The organism is Bradyrhizobium canariense, assembly GCF_018130465.1.
Taxonomy (GTDB): Bacteria; Pseudomonadota; Alphaproteobacteria; order Rhizobiales; family Xanthobacteraceae; genus Bradyrhizobium; species Bradyrhizobium canariense_C.
In genome coordinates this window covers 116,704-132,642 of the sequence record NZ_JAFCKJ010000002.1, presented here as the reverse complement: position 1 = coordinate 132,642, position 15,939 = coordinate 116,704, and the positions used below count along the sequence as shown (strand labels likewise).

The 15,939-nt window shown below is 65.6% G+C and carries 15 protein-coding genes and 1 pseudogene; 9 read left to right on the top strand and 7 right to left on the bottom strand.

All coding sequences use genetic code 11. The features are described 5' to 3' along the window. The first annotated feature begins 152 nt into the window (after nt 1–152). Nucleotides 153–554, top strand: a complete 402-nt coding sequence (locus JQ591_RS04925) for a response regulator (protein WP_211395582.1) — start codon at nt 153–155, stop codon at nt 552–554. Between the two features lie 10 nt (nt 555–564). On the opposite strand, the pseudogene JQ591_RS04920 reads toward JQ591_RS04925, so the two are convergent. Both JQ591_RS04920 and JQ591_RS04915 read right to left on the bottom strand, forming a co-directional pair. Next, a pseudogene (locus JQ591_RS04920) lies at nt 565–2,102 on the bottom strand (alkaline phosphatase D family protein). Nucleotides 2,103–2,207: 105 nt separating this feature from the next. Beyond that, nucleotides 2,208–3,653, bottom strand: coding sequence for a TAXI family TRAP transporter solute-binding subunit (locus tag JQ591_RS04915; RefSeq protein WP_211394924.1), 1,446 nt, complete (start codon nt 3,651–3,653; stop codon nt 2,208–2,210). 152 nt (nt 3,654–3,805) lie between these two features. Here JQ591_RS04915 and JQ591_RS04910 point away from each other — a divergent pair, with 152 nt between their 5' ends. Further along, complete coding sequence (locus JQ591_RS04910; RefSeq protein ID WP_211394923.1) at nt 3,806–4,108, top strand: 4a-hydroxytetrahydrobiopterin dehydratase; 303 nt, start codon at nt 3,806–3,808, stop codon at nt 4,106–4,108. Between the two features lie 90 nt (nt 4,109–4,198). After that, the gene (locus tag JQ591_RS04905) at nt 4,199–4,582 is read left to right on the top strand and encodes a YkvA family protein (protein ID WP_211394922.1); all 384 of its coding nucleotides are present in this window, start codon (nt 4,199–4,201) and stop codon (nt 4,580–4,582) included. 167 nt (nt 4,583–4,749) lie between these two features. Here JQ591_RS04905 and JQ591_RS04900 read toward each other — a convergent pair whose 3' ends face one another. After that, nucleotides 4,750–5,724: an NADPH:quinone oxidoreductase family protein gene (locus JQ591_RS04900; RefSeq protein WP_211394921.1), complete on the bottom strand. Its 975-nt coding sequence runs from the start codon at nt 5,722–5,724 to the stop codon at nt 4,750–4,752. A gap of 219 nt (nt 5,725–5,943) precedes the next feature. On the opposite strand from JQ591_RS04900, the gene JQ591_RS04895 reads away from it, so the two are divergent. The 6 genes from JQ591_RS04895 to argG all read left to right on the top strand — a co-directional run bounded on the left by JQ591_RS04895 (nt 5,944) and on the right by argG (nt 11,862). After that, nucleotides 5,944–6,783, top strand: a complete 840-nt coding sequence (locus JQ591_RS04895; protein WP_211394920.1) for an SDR family oxidoreductase — start codon at nt 5,944–5,946, stop codon at nt 6,781–6,783. Nucleotides 6,784–6,900: 117 nt separating this feature from the next. Beyond that, nucleotides 6,901–7,563 (top strand): invasion associated locus B family protein, encoded by a 663-nt coding sequence (locus JQ591_RS04890; RefSeq protein ID WP_211394919.1) that lies wholly within the window; start codon nt 6,901–6,903, stop codon nt 7,561–7,563. Between the two features lie 182 nt (nt 7,564–7,745). Beyond that, nucleotides 7,746–8,948, top strand: a complete 1,203-nt coding sequence (gene rlmN, locus JQ591_RS04885; protein WP_211394918.1) for a 23S rRNA (adenine(2503)-C(2))-methyltransferase RlmN — start codon at nt 7,746–7,748, stop codon at nt 8,946–8,948. Nucleotides 8,949–9,107: 159 nt separating this feature from the next. Next, nucleotides 9,108–9,602 (top strand): hypothetical protein, encoded by a 495-nt coding sequence (locus JQ591_RS04880; RefSeq protein ID WP_211394917.1) that lies wholly within the window; start codon nt 9,108–9,110, stop codon nt 9,600–9,602. Nucleotides 9,603–9,658: 56 nt separating this feature from the next. Continuing rightward, complete coding sequence (locus tag JQ591_RS04875; protein ID WP_211394916.1) at nt 9,659–10,435, top strand: phosphatase PAP2 family protein; 777 nt, start codon at nt 9,659–9,661, stop codon at nt 10,433–10,435. A 92-nt stretch (nt 10,436–10,527) separates the two neighbouring features. After that, on the top strand, nt 10,528–11,862 hold the full coding sequence (gene argG / locus JQ591_RS04870; protein ID WP_211394915.1) for an argininosuccinate synthase: 1,335 nt from the start codon (nt 10,528–10,530) through the stop codon (nt 11,860–11,862). Between the two features lie 162 nt (nt 11,863–12,024). Here argG and JQ591_RS04865 read toward each other — a convergent pair whose 3' ends face one another. The 4 genes from JQ591_RS04865 to JQ591_RS04850 form a co-directional block, all read right to left on the bottom strand. Next, entirely contained in the window at nt 12,025–14,187 is a 2,163-nt protein-coding gene (locus JQ591_RS04865) for an OmpA family protein (protein ID WP_211394914.1), read from the bottom strand. 186 nt (nt 14,188–14,373) lie between these two features. Further along, entirely contained in the window at nt 14,374–14,619 is a 246-nt protein-coding gene (locus JQ591_RS04860; protein ID WP_211394913.1) for a hypothetical protein, read from the bottom strand. A 75-nt stretch (nt 14,620–14,694) separates the two neighbouring features. After that, entirely contained in the window at nt 14,695–15,081 is a 387-nt protein-coding gene (locus JQ591_RS04855; protein WP_007598770.1) for a VOC family protein, read from the bottom strand. Between the two features lie 21 nt (nt 15,082–15,102). Continuing rightward, nucleotides 15,103–15,927 carry an FkbM family methyltransferase gene (locus JQ591_RS04850; RefSeq protein WP_211394912.1) on the bottom strand — a complete coding sequence of 275 codons (825 nt, stop codon included), beginning with the start codon at nt 15,925–15,927 and terminating at the stop codon, nt 15,103–15,105. Nucleotides 15,928–15,939 lie beyond the last annotated feature (12 nt).

Below are 15,939 nucleotides of genomic sequence, written 5' to 3'. Positions count from 1 at the left end.
ACTCCCATCCGCCTCCACATTAGCGAGTTCCGTCGAGGTCCTGTGTGCACAAGTGGACAGACCTGACAACTGTGATGTGGTGGGTTTCGTTCCGGGAACCCTCCGCGCTGGGTGCAGGCGTCGTGACCCGGTATCCCAGTCAGAGAAACCTCATGCTCCAAGTTGCGATGATGGCACCCGCTGTTTCCGATGGTTCAAACTGTCCCGCCGATGTCCTCATCGTCGAGGACGATCCGATCATCGCGATCGACTTCGAGGATCGCTTGCTCGGATTTGGCGTGAAGAGCGTGCGCACGGTAGGTTCAGTGGCGCAGGCGCTGGCCGCAATCGCGGCGCGCGCCCCTGAATTCGCCCTGCTTGACGTCGGATTGAGTCGCGAGAACAGCTTTGCGGTCGCCGAACGGCTCGCGGCCCTGAAAATTCCGTTCGTCTTCGTCACCGGCTACGGCGCTGACGCGCGCATCCCGCCGGAATTCGTCAGCCAGCCGCGTCTGCAGAAGCCGTGTTCGAGCGACGCGCTGGAGGCGGCGCTCCAGGTACGCGCGGCGGACTAGCGATACGGCTTCACGCCTGCTTCGGATCGAGCGTGGTCGACCACAGCGCCACGTCGGCTCGGTCGCGCAAGGTCACCGTCATCTGGCCGGAAGCGCCGTCGATCTTGACGTGACCGAAGAACTGCATGCCGGCGGACGGCGGCAGGTTCTGGTTGTCTTTCCCCGGCGCCTTGACGAAACGCACCTCCGGCCCAAACGTATTGTCGAGCGCGTTCGGACCGAACGTGCCCGCGTGAAGCGGGCCCGACACGAACTCCCAGAACGGCTCGAAATCCTGGAACTGCGCCTTGTTCGGATCGTAATAGTGCGCGGCGGCGTAATGCACGTCCGCCGTCAGCCACACGGTGTTGCTGATCGGCGCCATCTTGATGAAACGCAGGATGTCGGCGATCTCGAACTCGCGGCCACGCACCGGGCCGTCGCCCTGCGCAATGGCTTCCGATCCACCCTTCGGCGTGTCCGACACGACGAGGCTGAGCGGCATGTCGGAGGCGATCACCTTCCAGGTCGCGCGCGAATTCAAGAGGCCGCGCTTGAGCCAGGCGATCTGGTCCGGGCCGAGGAAATAGCTGGCCGGGCCGTAAGCGGTTTCGAGATTGGGGCCGTTCGGGCCGCGATAGCTGCGTTCGTCGAGCACGAACACGTCGAGATGCGGGCCGTAGGAGATCTGGCGATAGACGCGGCCGGGCTCAACGATCCTCTCGCGCATCGGATACATCTCGTGGAAGGCACGGCCTGCGCGGGCCGCAAGCAGCGCGATGTCGCGCTCCTTGTCGCCGGCAGTTCCTTCGAAAGCGACCAGTTGTTGGTCACCTCATGGTCGTCCCACTGCACGAAGATCGGCACTTCGGCATTGAAGGCGCGAACGTTGTCGTCAGTGAAATTGTATTTGTGCGCGGCGCGGTACTCGTCCAGCGTCTCGGCGACCTTGGCCTTCTCGGGGATCGTGACGTTCTTCCAGGTCTTGCCGTCGGCGAGCTTCACCTCGGACTGGATAGGACCGTCGGCATAGATGGTGTCGCCGGAGTGCAGGAAGAAGTCCGGACGGTGCTTGCGCATCGCCGAGAAGGTGAACATGCCGCCGTCATCAGGGTTGATGCCCCAGCCCTGTCCTGCGACGTCGCCGCCCCAGACGAAGCTGACGTCGCGGCGGTCGGCCGGCGCGGTGCGGAAGCGGCCGGTCACCGGTTCGCCCTCCACCGCGGTGTGCGAAAGATCGCGGAAGCGGACGCGATAAAAGATGTCCTGCCCGCCTGGCAGGTTTTCGATCAGCATCTTTGCGGTGAAGTCGCTCTCGGGCAGCGCCGCGATCGGCGGCAGTGCGCGGGCATCCCTGAATGACTCCGTCGTCGCCACCTCGACCAGCATCTGCGCGGGCCGGTCGGTGCGCGCCCACACCACGCCACTGTCGACGGTGACGTCGCCCGACTGCACGCCATGGGTCACCGCCGGCCGGTCGGCCGCGCGGGACAGATGGGGCATTGCGACCGCGCCGAGCGCGCCGGCACTGGTCGTCAGGAAACGGCGGCGGGAGAATTTGACGTTCATGGGACGGTCTCGATATCGCGTGAGGCGGCCGCCCAAGGCGGTCGCCACGGTGAAGTCCGACGCTATATTGAGACAATGTGACGCAGCGATTACGCGCGCAAGCGTCTACGCGTTGCCGGCAGCCCGGAATTGCGCGCCGGTGCGCTGCAGGTTCTGCGGCAGGCTGAACAGCACCGCCTTGCGGTCGGCAACCGCCGCGTGGAACTGGTCGAGCGCGATGTTGAAGGCGGTGAGCGCCCCTTCCTCGATCGCGCCGTGGTCGTAGCAGCGCAGCGTGTCGCGCAGGATCCCGTCGGCCTCGGTCTGCATTTGATCGAGATCTTCGGTCGTCTCGCTCTTTCGTGCGGCGGTGATCATGTCGAGCAGCCGCTCGCGCAAATGGCTGTTGTTGTCGCGCTCGTCCTTCTTCAGATAGCCCGCAAACCAGGCGCCGATCGAGCCCATGGCCGAGAGCGCCATCAGGGTCCACCAGATGTAATCGCTGTATTTGTCGAGGAAGGTCTTTTCTTCGCCGTCGACGAAGGCGGCCGCGCCCGGATGCACGGGGATCACCGCATCCTTGTCGGTGTCGGGCGTTTCGATCTTCGCCGCCAGCGGGAATTCCGTCACCAGTTGCTGGCGTACGGCGAAAAGCTGGCGCGTGAATGCCGCGATGGTGGTTTCGGACACAGTTTTGCGCGCCACGATGTGGTGCGAGAAGCTGATGGTCTTGACCTCGTCATCGGGACGATCGGGCGAGCCGCCGTAAGTGCCCGCGGGAATCTCGGCCGCTTCGTAGACCGGATGATTTTGCGCAATCGCATCCGCGGAATCGATCGCGAGGAAGGTTGGCGTGCCGAAATCCTTGGTGGAAACGGCGATCGCCTCGGACGTGATCTTGCTGTTGACGGGACCGGCCGCGAGATAGGCATCAGCCCTCTGGGCCTTGATCGCCTCGGCGGCTTCGCTTGCCGGGTATTGCACGATCTCGACCTTGGCGGGATCGACGCCGTATTGCTGGAGGATCACCTTGAGCAGATTGACGTTGGCCTGGGTGCGGCCGACCACGCCGACGCGATGGCCGGCGAGCTGCGCGACCTTGGTGATCTTCGCGCCCTTCTTCTTGCCCTTGCCGGGCACCGACCACAGCACCACGACGTTCTTGCGCAGGGTTGCAACCGCTTGCGCGTTCTTCGGTACGTCGACGTCGCCGCGCACGATGGCGAGGTCGGCCTTGCCCTCCGCCAGCAGATCGGCGCTGGCGGTGGCGCCGTCGGTCTGGATCGGACGCAACCGCACATAGCTCTTGTGCTGCGCGAAGGCCTGGGTCAGCGCCTGCACGACCTTGACGTCATCGCTGTTGGCGGGGCCGACCGCGATCTTCAGCGTCACCGGCCGCATGGCGAAGTAGTAGCCGCCGACGAGCGCACCAACGATCGCGAGCACCAGCGCGAGAGTCACGAGCGCCGTCTTCCGCGCCGATGATCGCGGCGAGGGCGGGGTGGGCGCTTCGGCCAGGTCCAATCCCCCGGTCATCGATCTCCCGAACAGTCGCTTGAGGCTCAGTTTCATCTTGGCCGCGATTTACGCCCGCAAGTGTAGCAAATTTCTTGTCCGGCAGGGTTACATCTCCGTCATGGTTAGCGGATGGGTCAAATCCCATATGAACCCGGGGCGTCAGTGCGGTGTTAGGGTAAAGTTCCCCTGAAAGGACGGAGGCGGCGATGGCAGAACGGCTCTCGGCGGAGGCGCGCAGGCAGGCGCTGGTCGGACTACCTGATTGGACCGAGGTTCAAGGACGGGACGCGATCGGGAAAACCTTTGTCTTCAAGGATTTCAACGAGGCGTTCGGCTTCATGACCCGCGCGGCGCTGGTCGCCGAGAAGATGGATCACCACCCCGAATGGCGCAACGTCTACAAGACCGTGGAGGTGGTGCTGTCGACCCATGACGCCGGCGGCGTCACAACGCTCGACATCGAGCTCGCCAAGGCGATGAATGCCATCGCCAAGCCGACGCCAGGCTGACATCTTGCGGGGACTGGTGGCATCCCCATCTTGTGATCAGCACGGGATGCGGCGATCTGCCACCCCCGGCTGAACGGGGATTTGTCGAACATGGCTGCCGAACACAGCGTCGGTTTCGAGCCGGCCGACCGGCTCGCGGAAGATCGTGAGAGCGTGCGCCGCCGCTTCTGGCGCAAGCTGAAGCGTGTCGCCGCGCAACTGCCGTTCGCGGAGGATCTGCTCGCCGCCTATTACTGCGCCTTCGACCGGCAGACGCCGCGCCATGTCCAGGCGTCGCTGCTCGGGGCGATCGCCTACTTCATCCTGCCGTTCGACTTCGTTCCCGACGTGATGCCGATCCTCGGCTTCACCGATGACGCCGCCGTGCTCGCCACTGCGATCCGCATGGTCGCCAGCCACATCACGAATGAGCATCGCGAAGCCGCCCGCGCCGCGCTGAAGCGCGGGGTGGATGAGGGCGAGGAGCAGGACTGAACCACCAATGTCGTCCTGGCGAAAGCCAGGACCCATTACCCCAGGAAGTCCTTTGGCGAAGACTCGTCGTTCGGTATTGCGACCGAACGCTACCGATAGATTCCGCGGTATGGGTCCTGGCTTTCGCCAGGACGACGCGTGGAGGGAGTCTTCGCTATCGCATCACCTCACGGATGCAAAATCACCTTGCCCATGGCCTGACGTCCGGCGAGCACCTTCAGGGCGTCGGCGGTCTGCGCCAGCGGGAAGATGCGGTCGACATGCGAGGAGATCTTCCCCTCCGCTGTCCACTTCACGAGCTTCTCGAGATTGGCGCGGTTCTTTTCCGGGTTGAGCCGGGTCCAGGCGCCCCAGAACACGCCGCGGATGTCGCAGCCCTTCAGCAGTGCGAGGTTCAGCGGCATCTTCGGAATGTCGCCGGCGGCAAAGCCGATCACGAGGAAGCGGCCTTCCCAGGCAATCGAGCGCAGTGCCTGCTCGGCATAGGTGCCGCCTACGGGATCGAAGATGATGTCGACGCCCTTGCCGCCGGTGAGCTTTCGCAAGCCTTCCTTCAAATCTTCCTTGCCGTAATTGAGCGTGAGTTCTGCGCCGTGCGCCTTCGCGAATTCGAGCTTCTCGTCCGACGAGGCGCAGGCGATCACCTTCAGGCCCATCAGCTTGCCGAGCTCGCAAGCGGCAAGTCCGGTGCCGCCGGCGGCGCCGAGCACCGCGAGCGTCTCGCCCGGCTTCGGGCTCGCGCGATCTTCCAGCGCATGCAGCGCGGTGCCGTAGATGATGATGATGCCGGCCGCGCGGTCATAATCGAGATTGTCGGGGATCTTCACGATCGACGCCGCAGGCAGCGCGATCTTCTCGCGCGCGCCGTTGTGGCCGCAGGAGGCGACGACGCGATCGCCGACCTTCAGATCGGTCACGCCGGGACCGATGCTCTCGATCATGCCCGCGACTTCGGCGGCCGGCGAGAACGGGAACGGCGGCTTGATCTGGTACTTGCCCTGGATCATCAGGATATCGAAGAAGTTCAGCGCCGCAGCCTTGATCGCGATCACGGCTTCGCCGGGACCGGCCACCGGATCCGGCACGTCGGCCAGAACGAGATCGTCGGGCTGGCAATATTGCGAGCAGAGGATGGCTTTCATGGCGGCACCTTGGGCGTTTCGAGTGGAATTATAGTTTGCCCGTTTCTGCCGGATTTAGGCACGGGCGACAATCCGGTTTCTTTGTCTATTGGAACGCACCAGCCTATCCTCTCATCATTGCGAGCGCAGCGAAGCAATCCAGAATCCGTGCCGCGGAAATAGCCTGGATTGCTCGCTGCGCTCGCAATGACGGGAAGAAAGAAAGGGAGGATTCAAACGATGTTTGAAACGGGCCTGCTCAAGAACAAGCGCATCCTCGTCACTGGCGGCGGTTCGGGTCTCGGTGCTGCGATGGCTCATCGCTTCCTCGCGCTCGGCGCCGAGCTCGTGATCTGCGGGCGCAAGCTCGATCGGCTGGAAGCAACAGCGAGCGAGATGCGCGCGCAGACCGGCGGCAAGGTCACGACGATCGCCTGCGATATCCGCGACGGCGCCGCCGTCGAGAGCATGATGGACGCCATCTGGCGCGAGGCGCCGCTCGATATTCTCGTCAACAACGCCGCGGCGACTTTCATCGCGCAGAGCGAGCATCTGTCGTTCCGCGCCGCGGATGCGATCCTCGCGCCGACGCTGCATGGTGCGATGTATTGCACGCTTGCCGTCGGCAAGCGCTGGATCGACGGCAAGCATGGCGGCGTCGTGCTCTCGATCCTCTCGACCTCGACCATCACCGGCCGCGCCTTCACCGTTCCCTCGGCGATGGCGAAGTCGGCGGTGCTGGCGATGACCAGGAGTCTCGCGGTCGAGTGGGGGCCCAAGGGCATCCGTACCGTGGCGATCGCGCCGGGACCGTTTCCGACCGCCGGCGCCTCGGGACAACTCCGCCCCGAGGGTCGCGACGAGGGATGGGGCGCGCGCAACCCGATGGGGCGCGCCGGCGAGCACAGCGAGCTTGCCGATCTTGCCAGCTTTCTGGTCTCCGACCGTGCCGGCTATATCAACGGCGAGATGGTGGTGATCGACGGTGGCGCGCATTTGCGCAGCTCCGGCGCGGAGGATTTGTTGCGCTGGACCGATGCGCAATGGTCGGAGCAGCGCGCGGCGCGATCCAGGGCCTAGTCGCCGCGACCTTCGCTAACTGCCTTCCCAAATTGGACTTTCCCGGTTATCCCTGCCGCGGGGACAACGCGCGGCCGGGCCATCTTCCAGTCACAATATTGAGGGAACCACTCCAGCATGTGGCGGGCGCTGATCTTAGCTTTGATGACGGGCGTGGTGGCCTGTGGAATCACCGATTCCGCGCGGGCGCAGACGGCGCAACCGGCGCCCAAAACTGCACCGAAAGAGGCCGCGCCGAAATCGGCTGCGCCGGCGGCCAATACGACTGGAAAGACGGCTGCAAAGCCCGAGAGCAAGCCGACCGCCCCTCCCGCGGCGGTTGCGGGCGGCGCCGAGCCAACCCTGATCGGACAGTTCGGCACCTGGGGCGCCTATTCGGCTGCGCCCAACGGCAAAAAGGTCTGCTTCGCGCTGGCCAAGCCGTCGTCGTCGAAGACCAACCCGCCGAATCGGCCGCGCGATCCTGCCTATGCCTTCGTCTCCACCCGCCCGGCGGAGAAGGTCAACAACGAAGTCTCGGTCATGATCGGCTACGCGCTGAAGCCGGGCTCTGAATCCTCGGTGGAGGTCGGCGGCGCCGCTTTCGCCATGTACTCGCAGGGCGACGGTCTCTGGATCAAGAACGCGGCCGAGGAGGAGCGGATGGTCGAGGCCATGCGCAAATCCGCCGATCTCGTGGTCAAGGGCATCTCGTCCAAGGGGACCGAGACGACCGACACCTTTTCGCTGAAGGGCCTCGCCCAGGCGCTTGACCGGATCTCCCAGGATTGCCGGCGATAAGATTGCAGGCGTTAAGCCTGCGGTCGATAAGGTCGCAATCGGCAATTCCGGTTGCTATATAGGGGCGGTTCCAAGTTTTTCCGTCATTCCGGGGCGATGCGCAGCATCGAACCCGGAATCTCGAGGTTCCGGGTCCGGTCCTTCGGACCATCCCGGAACGACCACCTAATCAGGTCCATTCAATGCAACCGACTGCCGAGCCGCACAACGCAACACTGGTGGAGAAGACTCCGCTCGAAACCTATGTGCCGCCGGCCAAGCCGTCGCTGATCGGCCTGTCGCGTACCGAGCTTGCCGATTGCCTCGGCGAGATCGGCGTCGCGCCCGCGCAGCGCAAGATGCGCGTGCAGCAGCTGTGGCATTGGCTTTATTTCCGCGGCGCCCGGAGCTTCGACGATATGACGTCGATCTCGAAGGGCATTCGAACCGATCTCGCCGAGCGCTTCACCGTCGACCGGCCTGAAGTCGTGGCCGAGCAGATCTCCAACGACGGTACCCGCAAATGGCTGCTGCGGCTGCCGAGCGGCGACAATGTCGAGCGGGCGCATGAAGTCGAGTGCGTCTACATCCCCGAGACCGATCGCGGCACGCTTTGCGTCTCTTCGCAGGTCGGCTGCACGCTGAACTGCTCGTTCTGCCACACCGGCACGCAGCGCCTAGTGCGCAACCTCACCGCCGGCGAGATCGTTGGCCAGGTGATGGTCGCGCGGGACCGTCTGAATGATTGGGCCGATCGCGAGGACGGCACGCGTCGTGTCACCAACATCGTGATGATGGGCATGGGCGAGCCGCTCTACAATTTCGACGCCGTGCGCGACGCCCTGCTCATCGTCGGCGACAACGAAGGCATCGGCATCTCCCGCCGTCGCATCACGCTGTCGACTTCGGGCGTGGTGCCGAACATCGTGCGCGCGGGCGAGGAAATCGGCGTGATGCTCGCAATTTCGCTGCATGCGGTGCGCGACGAGCTGCGTAACGAGCTGGTGCCCCTCAACCGCAAATATCCGATTGCTGAGCTGCTGCAGGCCTGCCGCGATTATCCCGGCGCCTCGAACGCGCGCCGCATCACCTTCGAATATGTGATGCTCAAGGGCGTCAACGATTCGCTCGACGATGCAAAGCTGCTGGTAAAGATGCTCAAGGGCGTTCACGCCAAGATCAATCTGATCCCGTTCAATCCCTGGCCCGGTACGGCCTATGAATGTTCGGACTGGGACCAGATCGAAAAATTCTCCGAATACATCTTCAACGCCGGCTATTCCTCGCCGGTGCGTACCCCGCGCGGCCGCGACATCCTCGCGGCCTGCGGCCAGCTGAAGTCGGAGACGGAAAAGCTTTCCGCCCGCGAGCGCCAGACGCTGCGCGCCATGGCGATGACGGATTGAGTTGATGCGCGCACGTGCTCTCGCATCCTCGTCATTGCGAGCGCAGCGAAGCAATCCAGAGTCTTTCCGCAGAGGCAGACTGGATTGCTTCGCGGAGCCTGTCATCGGGCCGCGCTTCCCGCGGACCCGGTTGCTCGCAATGACGGCGGGGGTGGCGTCATGTCGCTGATCGGCCGCCTCATCGTCATCTTCATCGGCTTTCTCGCCGCCTGTTTCATCGGCGGCATGATCGTCGTGGTCGCGCTGTTGTTTCCGGAGTTCGCCGATCTCGGCGCAGGTCCCGTCGATCAGGGCACGTTCGATATCCTGCTCGGGTTCGGCTTCATCTTCGTCTCCGGCTTTGCGCTGGTGCCGGCGGCGGTGATCGTCGCGATCACCGAGGCGCTCTACATCCGCAGTGCGCTCGCTTATGCCGTGGGCGGAGGCGTCGTGGGGCTCGCCTGCTATCTCGGCCTCGTCCCCTTTCACTCCGACACCTTGCGGTTCGAAGGCATCGTGCGGCGGCACCTGGAGATCATGACCGGCGCCGGCATTGTCGCCGGTGTCGTCTACTGGCTGATCGCGGGCCGCAACGCCGGGGCCTGGCGCAATCCACCGCCACTGCGAAAGCCGCCCCCGCCGTTGCCGTCGAATTCGCGACCGGATGCGCGGTGACTTTCTGACTTGCCACGGGGTTTTCATCCCCTTCCCACTCGGCTAAACCGCGCGCCATGAACCGGACTGGACTCTTCATCGCCCTGGCGCTGTGGCTCGTGATCGGCGTCGTTTTCGGCCTCTATCCCGAGCTTGATCTCAAGCTCGCCGCGCTGTTCTTCGACCCTGATACGAAGTCGTTCCCGCTCAAGCTGAACGACTGGGCCGGCTTCGCGCGCGATGCCGCGATGTGGGGCGCCTGGGCGTTCGTGCTGCCGCCGCTGATCGCGCTCGTGGTCAAGATGGTCCGGCCCGATCGGCCGCTGATGGTGTCGGGGCGCGCGATCGTGTTCCTGCTGGTCACGATCATCATGTCGGCCGGCATCCTCACCAATCTCACCTTCAAGACCTATTGGGGTCGGCCGCGCCCCGTGGTGGTGACGCAGTTTGCCGGCGACCAGCAATTCGTGCCGTGGTGGGATCCGCGCGGCGGCTGCGCGCGCAACTGCTCGTTCTTCTCGGGCGAGGGCGCGACCGCGTTCTGGACGCTGGCGCCGGCCGCACTGGCACCGCCGGCGTGGCGGCCGCTCGCTTATGCCGGGGCCGTGGTGTTCGGCCTCGTGACCAGCGGGCTGCGGATGGCCTTCGGCGGCCACTTCTTCACCGATGTCTCGATCGCCGGCCTCGTCACCTTCGTCGTGATCTGGTTTGCCTACGCGCTGATTTACCGCTGGCCACGTACCCGGTTCTCGGACGAGGCGGTCGATGCCGCCCTGACCCGGCTGAACATGCCCGCCTACCGGCTGCGCCAGCGCCTGTTCGGCCGCAAGACCGGTGCCGAGCCCTCAGTTTGAGCCATTAAATGGGTGCCGAGACCCGCGAAATTTGATAATCGCGCGGTCAACCCGCCCGCACATCAGCCCTTTGAGACCCGATTGGAAGCGCCATGACCACGATCCTGAAAAGCCTGCCCAAGGGTGAAAAAGTCGGTATCGCTTTTTCCGGCGGCCTCGACACCAGCGCGGCGCTGCTCTGGATGAAGCAGAAGGGCGCGCGCTGCTACGCCTATACCGCCAATCTCGGTCAGCCCGACGAAGCCGACTACAACGAGATCCCGCGCAAGGCGATGGAGTTCGGCGCCGAGAAAGCGCTGCTGGTCGATTGCCGCACGCAGCTCGTCCACGAGGGCATCGCCGCGATCCAGTCCAGCGCCTTCCACATCTCGACCGGCGGCATCACCTATTTCAACACCACCCCGCTGGGGCGCGCCGTCACCGGCACGATGCTGGTCGCGGCGATGAGGGAGGACGGCGTCAACATCTGGGGCGACGGCTCGACCTTCAAGGGCAACGACATCGAGCGCTTCTATCGCTACGGCCTGCTGACCAACCCGGGCCTGCGCATCTACAAGCCCTGGCTCGATCAGCAATTCATCGACGAGCTCGGCGGCCGCGCCGAGATGTCGGCATTCATGACCGCGCAGGGCTTTGCCTACAAGATGAGCGCCGAGAAGGCGTATTCGACCGACAGCAATCTCCTCGGCGCCACGCATGAAGCCAAGGATCTCGAGAGCCTCGACAGCGGCATCAAGATCGTCAACCCGATCATGGGCGTGCCGTTCTGGCGTGACGACTGCAACGTCAAGGCCGAGAAGGTCGTGGTGCGTTTCGAGGAAGGCCAGCCGGTCGCGCTGAACGGTCGGACTTTTGCCGATCCCGTTGCACTGTTCCTCGAAGCCAATGCGATCGGCGGCCGCCATGGCCTCGGCATGAGCGACCAGATCGAGAACCGCATCATCGAGGCCAAGAGCCGCGGCATCTATGAAGCGCCCGGCATGGCGCTGCTGCACATCGCCTATGAGCGCCTCGTCACCGGCATCCACAACGAGGACACCATCGAACAGTACCGCATCAGCGGCATGCGTCTCGGCCGTCTGCTCTATCAGGGCCGCTGGTTCGACTCGCAGGCGCTGATGCTGCGCGAGACCGCGCGCTGGGTCGCCCGCGCCGTCACCGGCGAGGTGACGCTCGAGCTGCGCCGCGGCAACGACTACTCGATCCTCAACACCGAGAGCCCCAACCTCACCTATGCGCCGGAGCGGCTCAGCATGGAGAAGGTCGAGGACGCAGCGTTTACACCGGCCGATCGCATCGGTCAGCTCACCATGCGCAACCTCGACATCAACGATACCCGCGCCAAGCTGAAGCTCTACAGCGACACAGGCCTGCTCTCGGGCAGTGAAGGCTCGCAGATCTTCCGGCTGGAGAGCGACAAGGGCTGATGATGCCGAGGATTGCTGCCTCATTCGTCATTGCGAGCGAAGCGAAGCAATCCAGAATCTTTCCGCAGCGACAGTCTGGATTGCTTCGTCGCTTCGCTCCTCGCAATGACGAAACAAAAATGGCCGGGATTGCTCCCGGCCATTTTGCATTTGTGTGTCGCCTCAGCGCGGCGGCGCGGTGCCGGGCGGGGGCGGCGGCAGCGAGGCCTGGCCACCGTTGAGCAGCGGCGTGATGTTGCGGACGGTGACGCGCCGGTTGATTGCGCTCGGCCCTTGCGTCTGCTCCTTCAGGTACTGCTCGCCGTAGCCCTGCGACGTCAGGTTCTCGGACGGCACACCGAATTGCTGGGTCAGCAATTCGGCCGCGGACTGCGCACGACGGTCCGACAATGACAAATTGTCGACGTCGTTGCCGACCGCGTCGGTGTGACCTTCGATCAGGAACACCACGCGCGGGTTGGCCTGAATCGCACGGTTGAGACCGTCGGCGATCGACTGCAGCTTCGCCGCCTGGTCCGGTGGGATGGTCCACGATCCCGTCTCGAAGTTGATCGTGTTGAGGTCGATGCTCGGCATTTGCATGCGAACATTGGGGCTGTAGCGGATCTCGTCGAGCGTGTAGCGACGATCGACCCGTTGCACCGGCGGCGCCACCATCGTCTCGTAGATCACGTCCGGCGACGCCTCCTGGGCGTCGACGATATAGCGATCGTAGGGCATGTTGACGACCGGAGGCGGCGCGTCGACATAGAAGCCGCCGACCGACCGCGGATCGCGGTAGCTGTTGTCGATGATGACGAGCTCGCGGCCGGCCGGGTCCCTGCGGATTCGCCGCAGCAGCCGACCGTCCGGACCGACAACAGTAATGATCTCGCTGCCGTCGGGACGGATCACCACGGTGCGGGTATCGGCGCCGACAGTCTCGGTGCGGATGTCGCGGGCGCCATAGCGGAAGCGATAGAGATCATTGCCGCGGACGTATGTCTGCCCACCCGGATCGCGAATGATGATGCGGTCCGGCTCGGTGTAGACGGTGCGGCCGCCTTCGACGGACTCGCGTCGCTGGTTGCGGTAGTCGGCGATGGTGGCGCCGATCACGGCACCGGCGACGACACCTGCACCGATCGCGATCGGCGTCAGGTCACGCTGTGGCGGACGCGGCGGCGGCGGCAGGGGCGTGGTCGTCGTGGGCGCGGCGCGGAAGGCCGGCGCAACCGTGGGCGCTGCGTATTGCGCCCTGTTGGGCGGCGGGGTCGCAGCCGCCGAGCCCGGGACGGTGCCCGGTGCCGCGACGCCGGCGGGGGGAGCCGGCGGCCGGGGTGGGGCACCTGCCTGCGGCTGGGTCGGCGGAGCTCCCGCAGCGGGCGCGCCAGCAGCGGGTGCGCCAGCAGGAGGCGCACCACCCTGGCGACCCGGGGGCGGTGTCACGGCGCCACCGGGGGCCGGCGTCGTTGTCGGGGCCGGGGTTGCGCCGGGCGCGGGCGGCGAACCTGGACGTCCGGGCGGCGGCGTCGGAGCGCCACCGGGGGTCGGCGTGGCCGTCGGTGCGGGGGTGGCGCCTGGAGCCGGTGATCCCGCAGCCGGGGGCGCACCAGGACGTCCGCCGGGGGGCGGCGTACCGGGGCGGCCAGCCGGCGGCGTGCTGCCTGGAGCCGGCGTCGCGGTCGGCGCAGGAGTCGCTGTCGGTGAAGGTGTTGTTGCAGGTGCAGGCGTGGCCGGAGCGGGCGCACCCGGTCTCGCCGTCGGCGCCGCAGGTGCCGGCGACGGTGTCGCCGTGGGCGCAGGCGCGGGCCGTCCCGCAGGACCCGCTGCAGGCGGCGGCGGTGGCGTCGGGTGAGCCGCAGGCGGCGGTGGTGTGGGCGCGTGCTGCTGCGGAGCCGCGGCGGGCGGCGTGGGAGCCGGGCGCGCCGCGGGCGGTGCAGGAGGCGGCGCATGCTGTTGCGGAGCCGCAGCCGGGGGCGGCGAAGGCGGCTTCGGGGCGGCAGGCGGCGGTGGGGGCGGCGGCGGTGCCGGACGGGCCGCAGGTGGCGGCGGAGGCGGTGGCGGCGCTGCCGGGCGCGGCGGTGCGGCAGCCGGCGGAGGCGCCGCGGGCGGATGGGGTGGTGCAGCTGCGGGCGGCGGTGCGGCCGGGCGCGCGGGCGCCGCAGGCGGCGCGGCCGCTGGCGGTCCCTTCGGTGGCTGCTTCGGTTTTCCGTCAGGGCCGGTTTCTTGTGGCGCCTGGGCGACGACGAGCGGCGACGCGCCTTGCGCATGCGATGCGGAGCTTGCGAATTGCATCGCGGTCAGAGCCGTGGTGGCAAGCAGCACGAAACGAAAATTAGTCATGATGGTGAACTTCCCCGGAAGGTTCTTTGACGAAGTGTTGGGATGAACAGCTACGCGTTAGGCCGGATTGTGGCGGACGAAGCGGTCTCGGCCGGATTTATTTCTGCACGCAAATCACCTTACTATGGTGACGTTCATTGCGCATTCAGGCGCGGGTTGCAATTGCCTCGGATGTGATGCGTCGCTTCATGCGTGATGATCCCGCGGCGGATTTGCATCCGTCGCAGGATTCGGCGTGAGCGGTCCGTTCGGCCCGCGTGATGGAATCTCTTCAGGCATGCGGCCCGGCAATTCATCGGGCGGCGGTGGCGAGCCGGGCTCGCGCACCGGCGGCGCGATTTCGGGCTGCGGATTGCCCGGCGGAATCCCCGGCGGCGGCTCGGTGGGCGTGCCGGGTGTCGACGGCGGAATCTCGGGCGGTTCGATCGGCATCGGCATCATCGAGATCAGTTGTCGGGAAAACGACAACGATGATGTCGCGCCGATGTTCCGTCTCGCGTCGCCGTCTTATTCAGGCGCGTGGCAGACGGCCTCGATGTTGTGTCCATCGGGGTCGAGCACGAACGCGCCGTAATAGGTGGGATGATAATGCGCCCGAATGCCGGGCGGCCCGTTGTCGCGCCCGCCCGCTGCAATCGCCGCCTTGTAAAACGCATCCACCGTGGCGCGGTCCTTCGCCAGGATCGCCACATGCACCGGCTTGTTCAGCGCACCCTCGCCGCCGATCCAGAAATCCGGCTTGCCGTCGGCGCCGAAGCCGGCGGCCGGATCGTGTCCGGTCTGCTCCTGCGTGACCTCCATGATCAGGCTGTAGCCGAGCGGCGCCAATGCCTTGGCGTAGAACGCCTTGGCGCGCTCATAGTCGGAGACCGGGAAGCCCATATGGTCGATCATCGCAACCTCCGTCGTTCGTTGTCAGCGCGACAGGAACGTATTGCTCCGCGTCTTGCGCGCAACGGCAAAGCCGCGCGCGACCATGTCAGCGATACAATCTTCCCGCCATTCCTTTTGTGACAAATGCTCGATCACCACCGCGCGCGGCCATAGTGATTGCGGCGCGTCGCGGAAGAAGCCGATCAGCACGCGGTCCTCAAAGCCCTCGACGTCGATCTTCAACGCGTCCACCTTCGCGACGCCGGCTTCGTCGAGAATGCGCGTCAACCGCAGCGAGGGCACCTTGATGGCCTCGCTGCTGGCCGTGCCGGTAACGACATGCGTGGCGCCGAGATTGCCGCCGCCGCTCTCGATCAGGAGCTCGCCGTCGCTGTCGCCGGCGGCGGCCTGCACCAGGCGCACCTGCGTCACTTTCGATGCGGCCTGGTTGAACGAGAGCCGTCCAAACGTCATTGGATGAGGTTCGATCGCGACCACTTTTCCCGATGGCCCGACCTGTCGTGCCATCACCAGCGCAAAGGTGCCGACATTGGCGCCGATGTCGACGAACACACCGGCCTCCGGGGTGTGCTGGCGCAGGAAGTCGAGCTCGTCGAGATTGTAGTCGGGATTGAACAGCGCGCCGCGCTCGGTCGCGCTGCCCTGGTGATAGAAGCGGAACGATGCACCCTGGTACTGCACGTCGACGGGACCACCGCGCAGCAGGTTCACCAATCGCGACAGCCAGGGCCGGAACGCGCCGCGCTTCAGCCCCGATTGTGTCGCGAGGCGAATGATCGCGGCCTGCGCCGCGTTCGGCGCGAACGCGCCGAACGGCGCGGACGAAGGTGCATTGTCGATCGTCAAGTCAAAGTCCTC

Bases quoted from the DNA above. Each gene is read 5' to 3' on its own strand.
- JQ591_RS04905 (WP_211394922.1), top strand. From the start codon at position 4,199: ATGGCTGCCGAACACAGCGTCGGTTTCGAGCCGGCCGACCGGCTCGCG.
- JQ591_RS04900 (WP_211394921.1), bottom strand. From the start codon at position 5,724: ATGAAAGCCATCCTCTGCTCGCAATATTGCCAGCCCGACGATCTCGTT.
- JQ591_RS04915 (WP_211394924.1), bottom strand. From the start codon at position 3,653: ATGAAACTGAGCCTCAAGCGACTGTTCGGGAGATCGATGACCGGGGGA.
- JQ591_RS04925 (WP_211395582.1), top strand. From the start codon at position 153: ATGCTCCAAGTTGCGATGATGGCACCCGCTGTTTCCGATGGTTCAAAC.
- JQ591_RS04910 (WP_211394923.1), top strand. From the start codon at position 3,806: ATGGCAGAACGGCTCTCGGCGGAGGCGCGCAGGCAGGCGCTGGTCGGA.
- JQ591_RS04855 (WP_007598770.1), bottom strand. From the start codon at position 15,081: ATGATCGACCATATGGGCTTCCCGGTCTCCGACTATGAGCGCGCCAAG.
- JQ591_RS04895 (WP_211394920.1), top strand. From the start codon at position 5,944: ATGTTTGAAACGGGCCTGCTCAAGAACAAGCGCATCCTCGTCACTGGC.
- JQ591_RS04860 (WP_211394913.1), bottom strand. From the start codon at position 14,619: ATGCCGATCGAACCGCCCGAGATTCCGCCGTCGACACCCGGCACGCCC.
- JQ591_RS04875 (WP_211394916.1), top strand. From the start codon at position 9,659: ATGAACCGGACTGGACTCTTCATCGCCCTGGCGCTGTGGCTCGTGATC.
- argG (WP_211394915.1), top strand. From the start codon at position 10,528: ATGACCACGATCCTGAAAAGCCTGCCCAAGGGTGAAAAAGTCGGTATC.
- JQ591_RS04890 (WP_211394919.1), top strand. From the start codon at position 6,901: ATGTGGCGGGCGCTGATCTTAGCTTTGATGACGGGCGTGGTGGCCTGT.
- JQ591_RS04865 (WP_211394914.1), bottom strand. From the start codon at position 14,187: ATGACTAATTTTCGTTTCGTGCTGCTTGCCACCACGGCTCTGACCGCG.
- JQ591_RS04880 (WP_211394917.1), top strand. From the start codon at position 9,108: ATGTCGCTGATCGGCCGCCTCATCGTCATCTTCATCGGCTTTCTCGCC.
- rlmN (WP_211394918.1), top strand. From the start codon at position 7,746: ATGCAACCGACTGCCGAGCCGCACAACGCAACACTGGTGGAGAAGACT.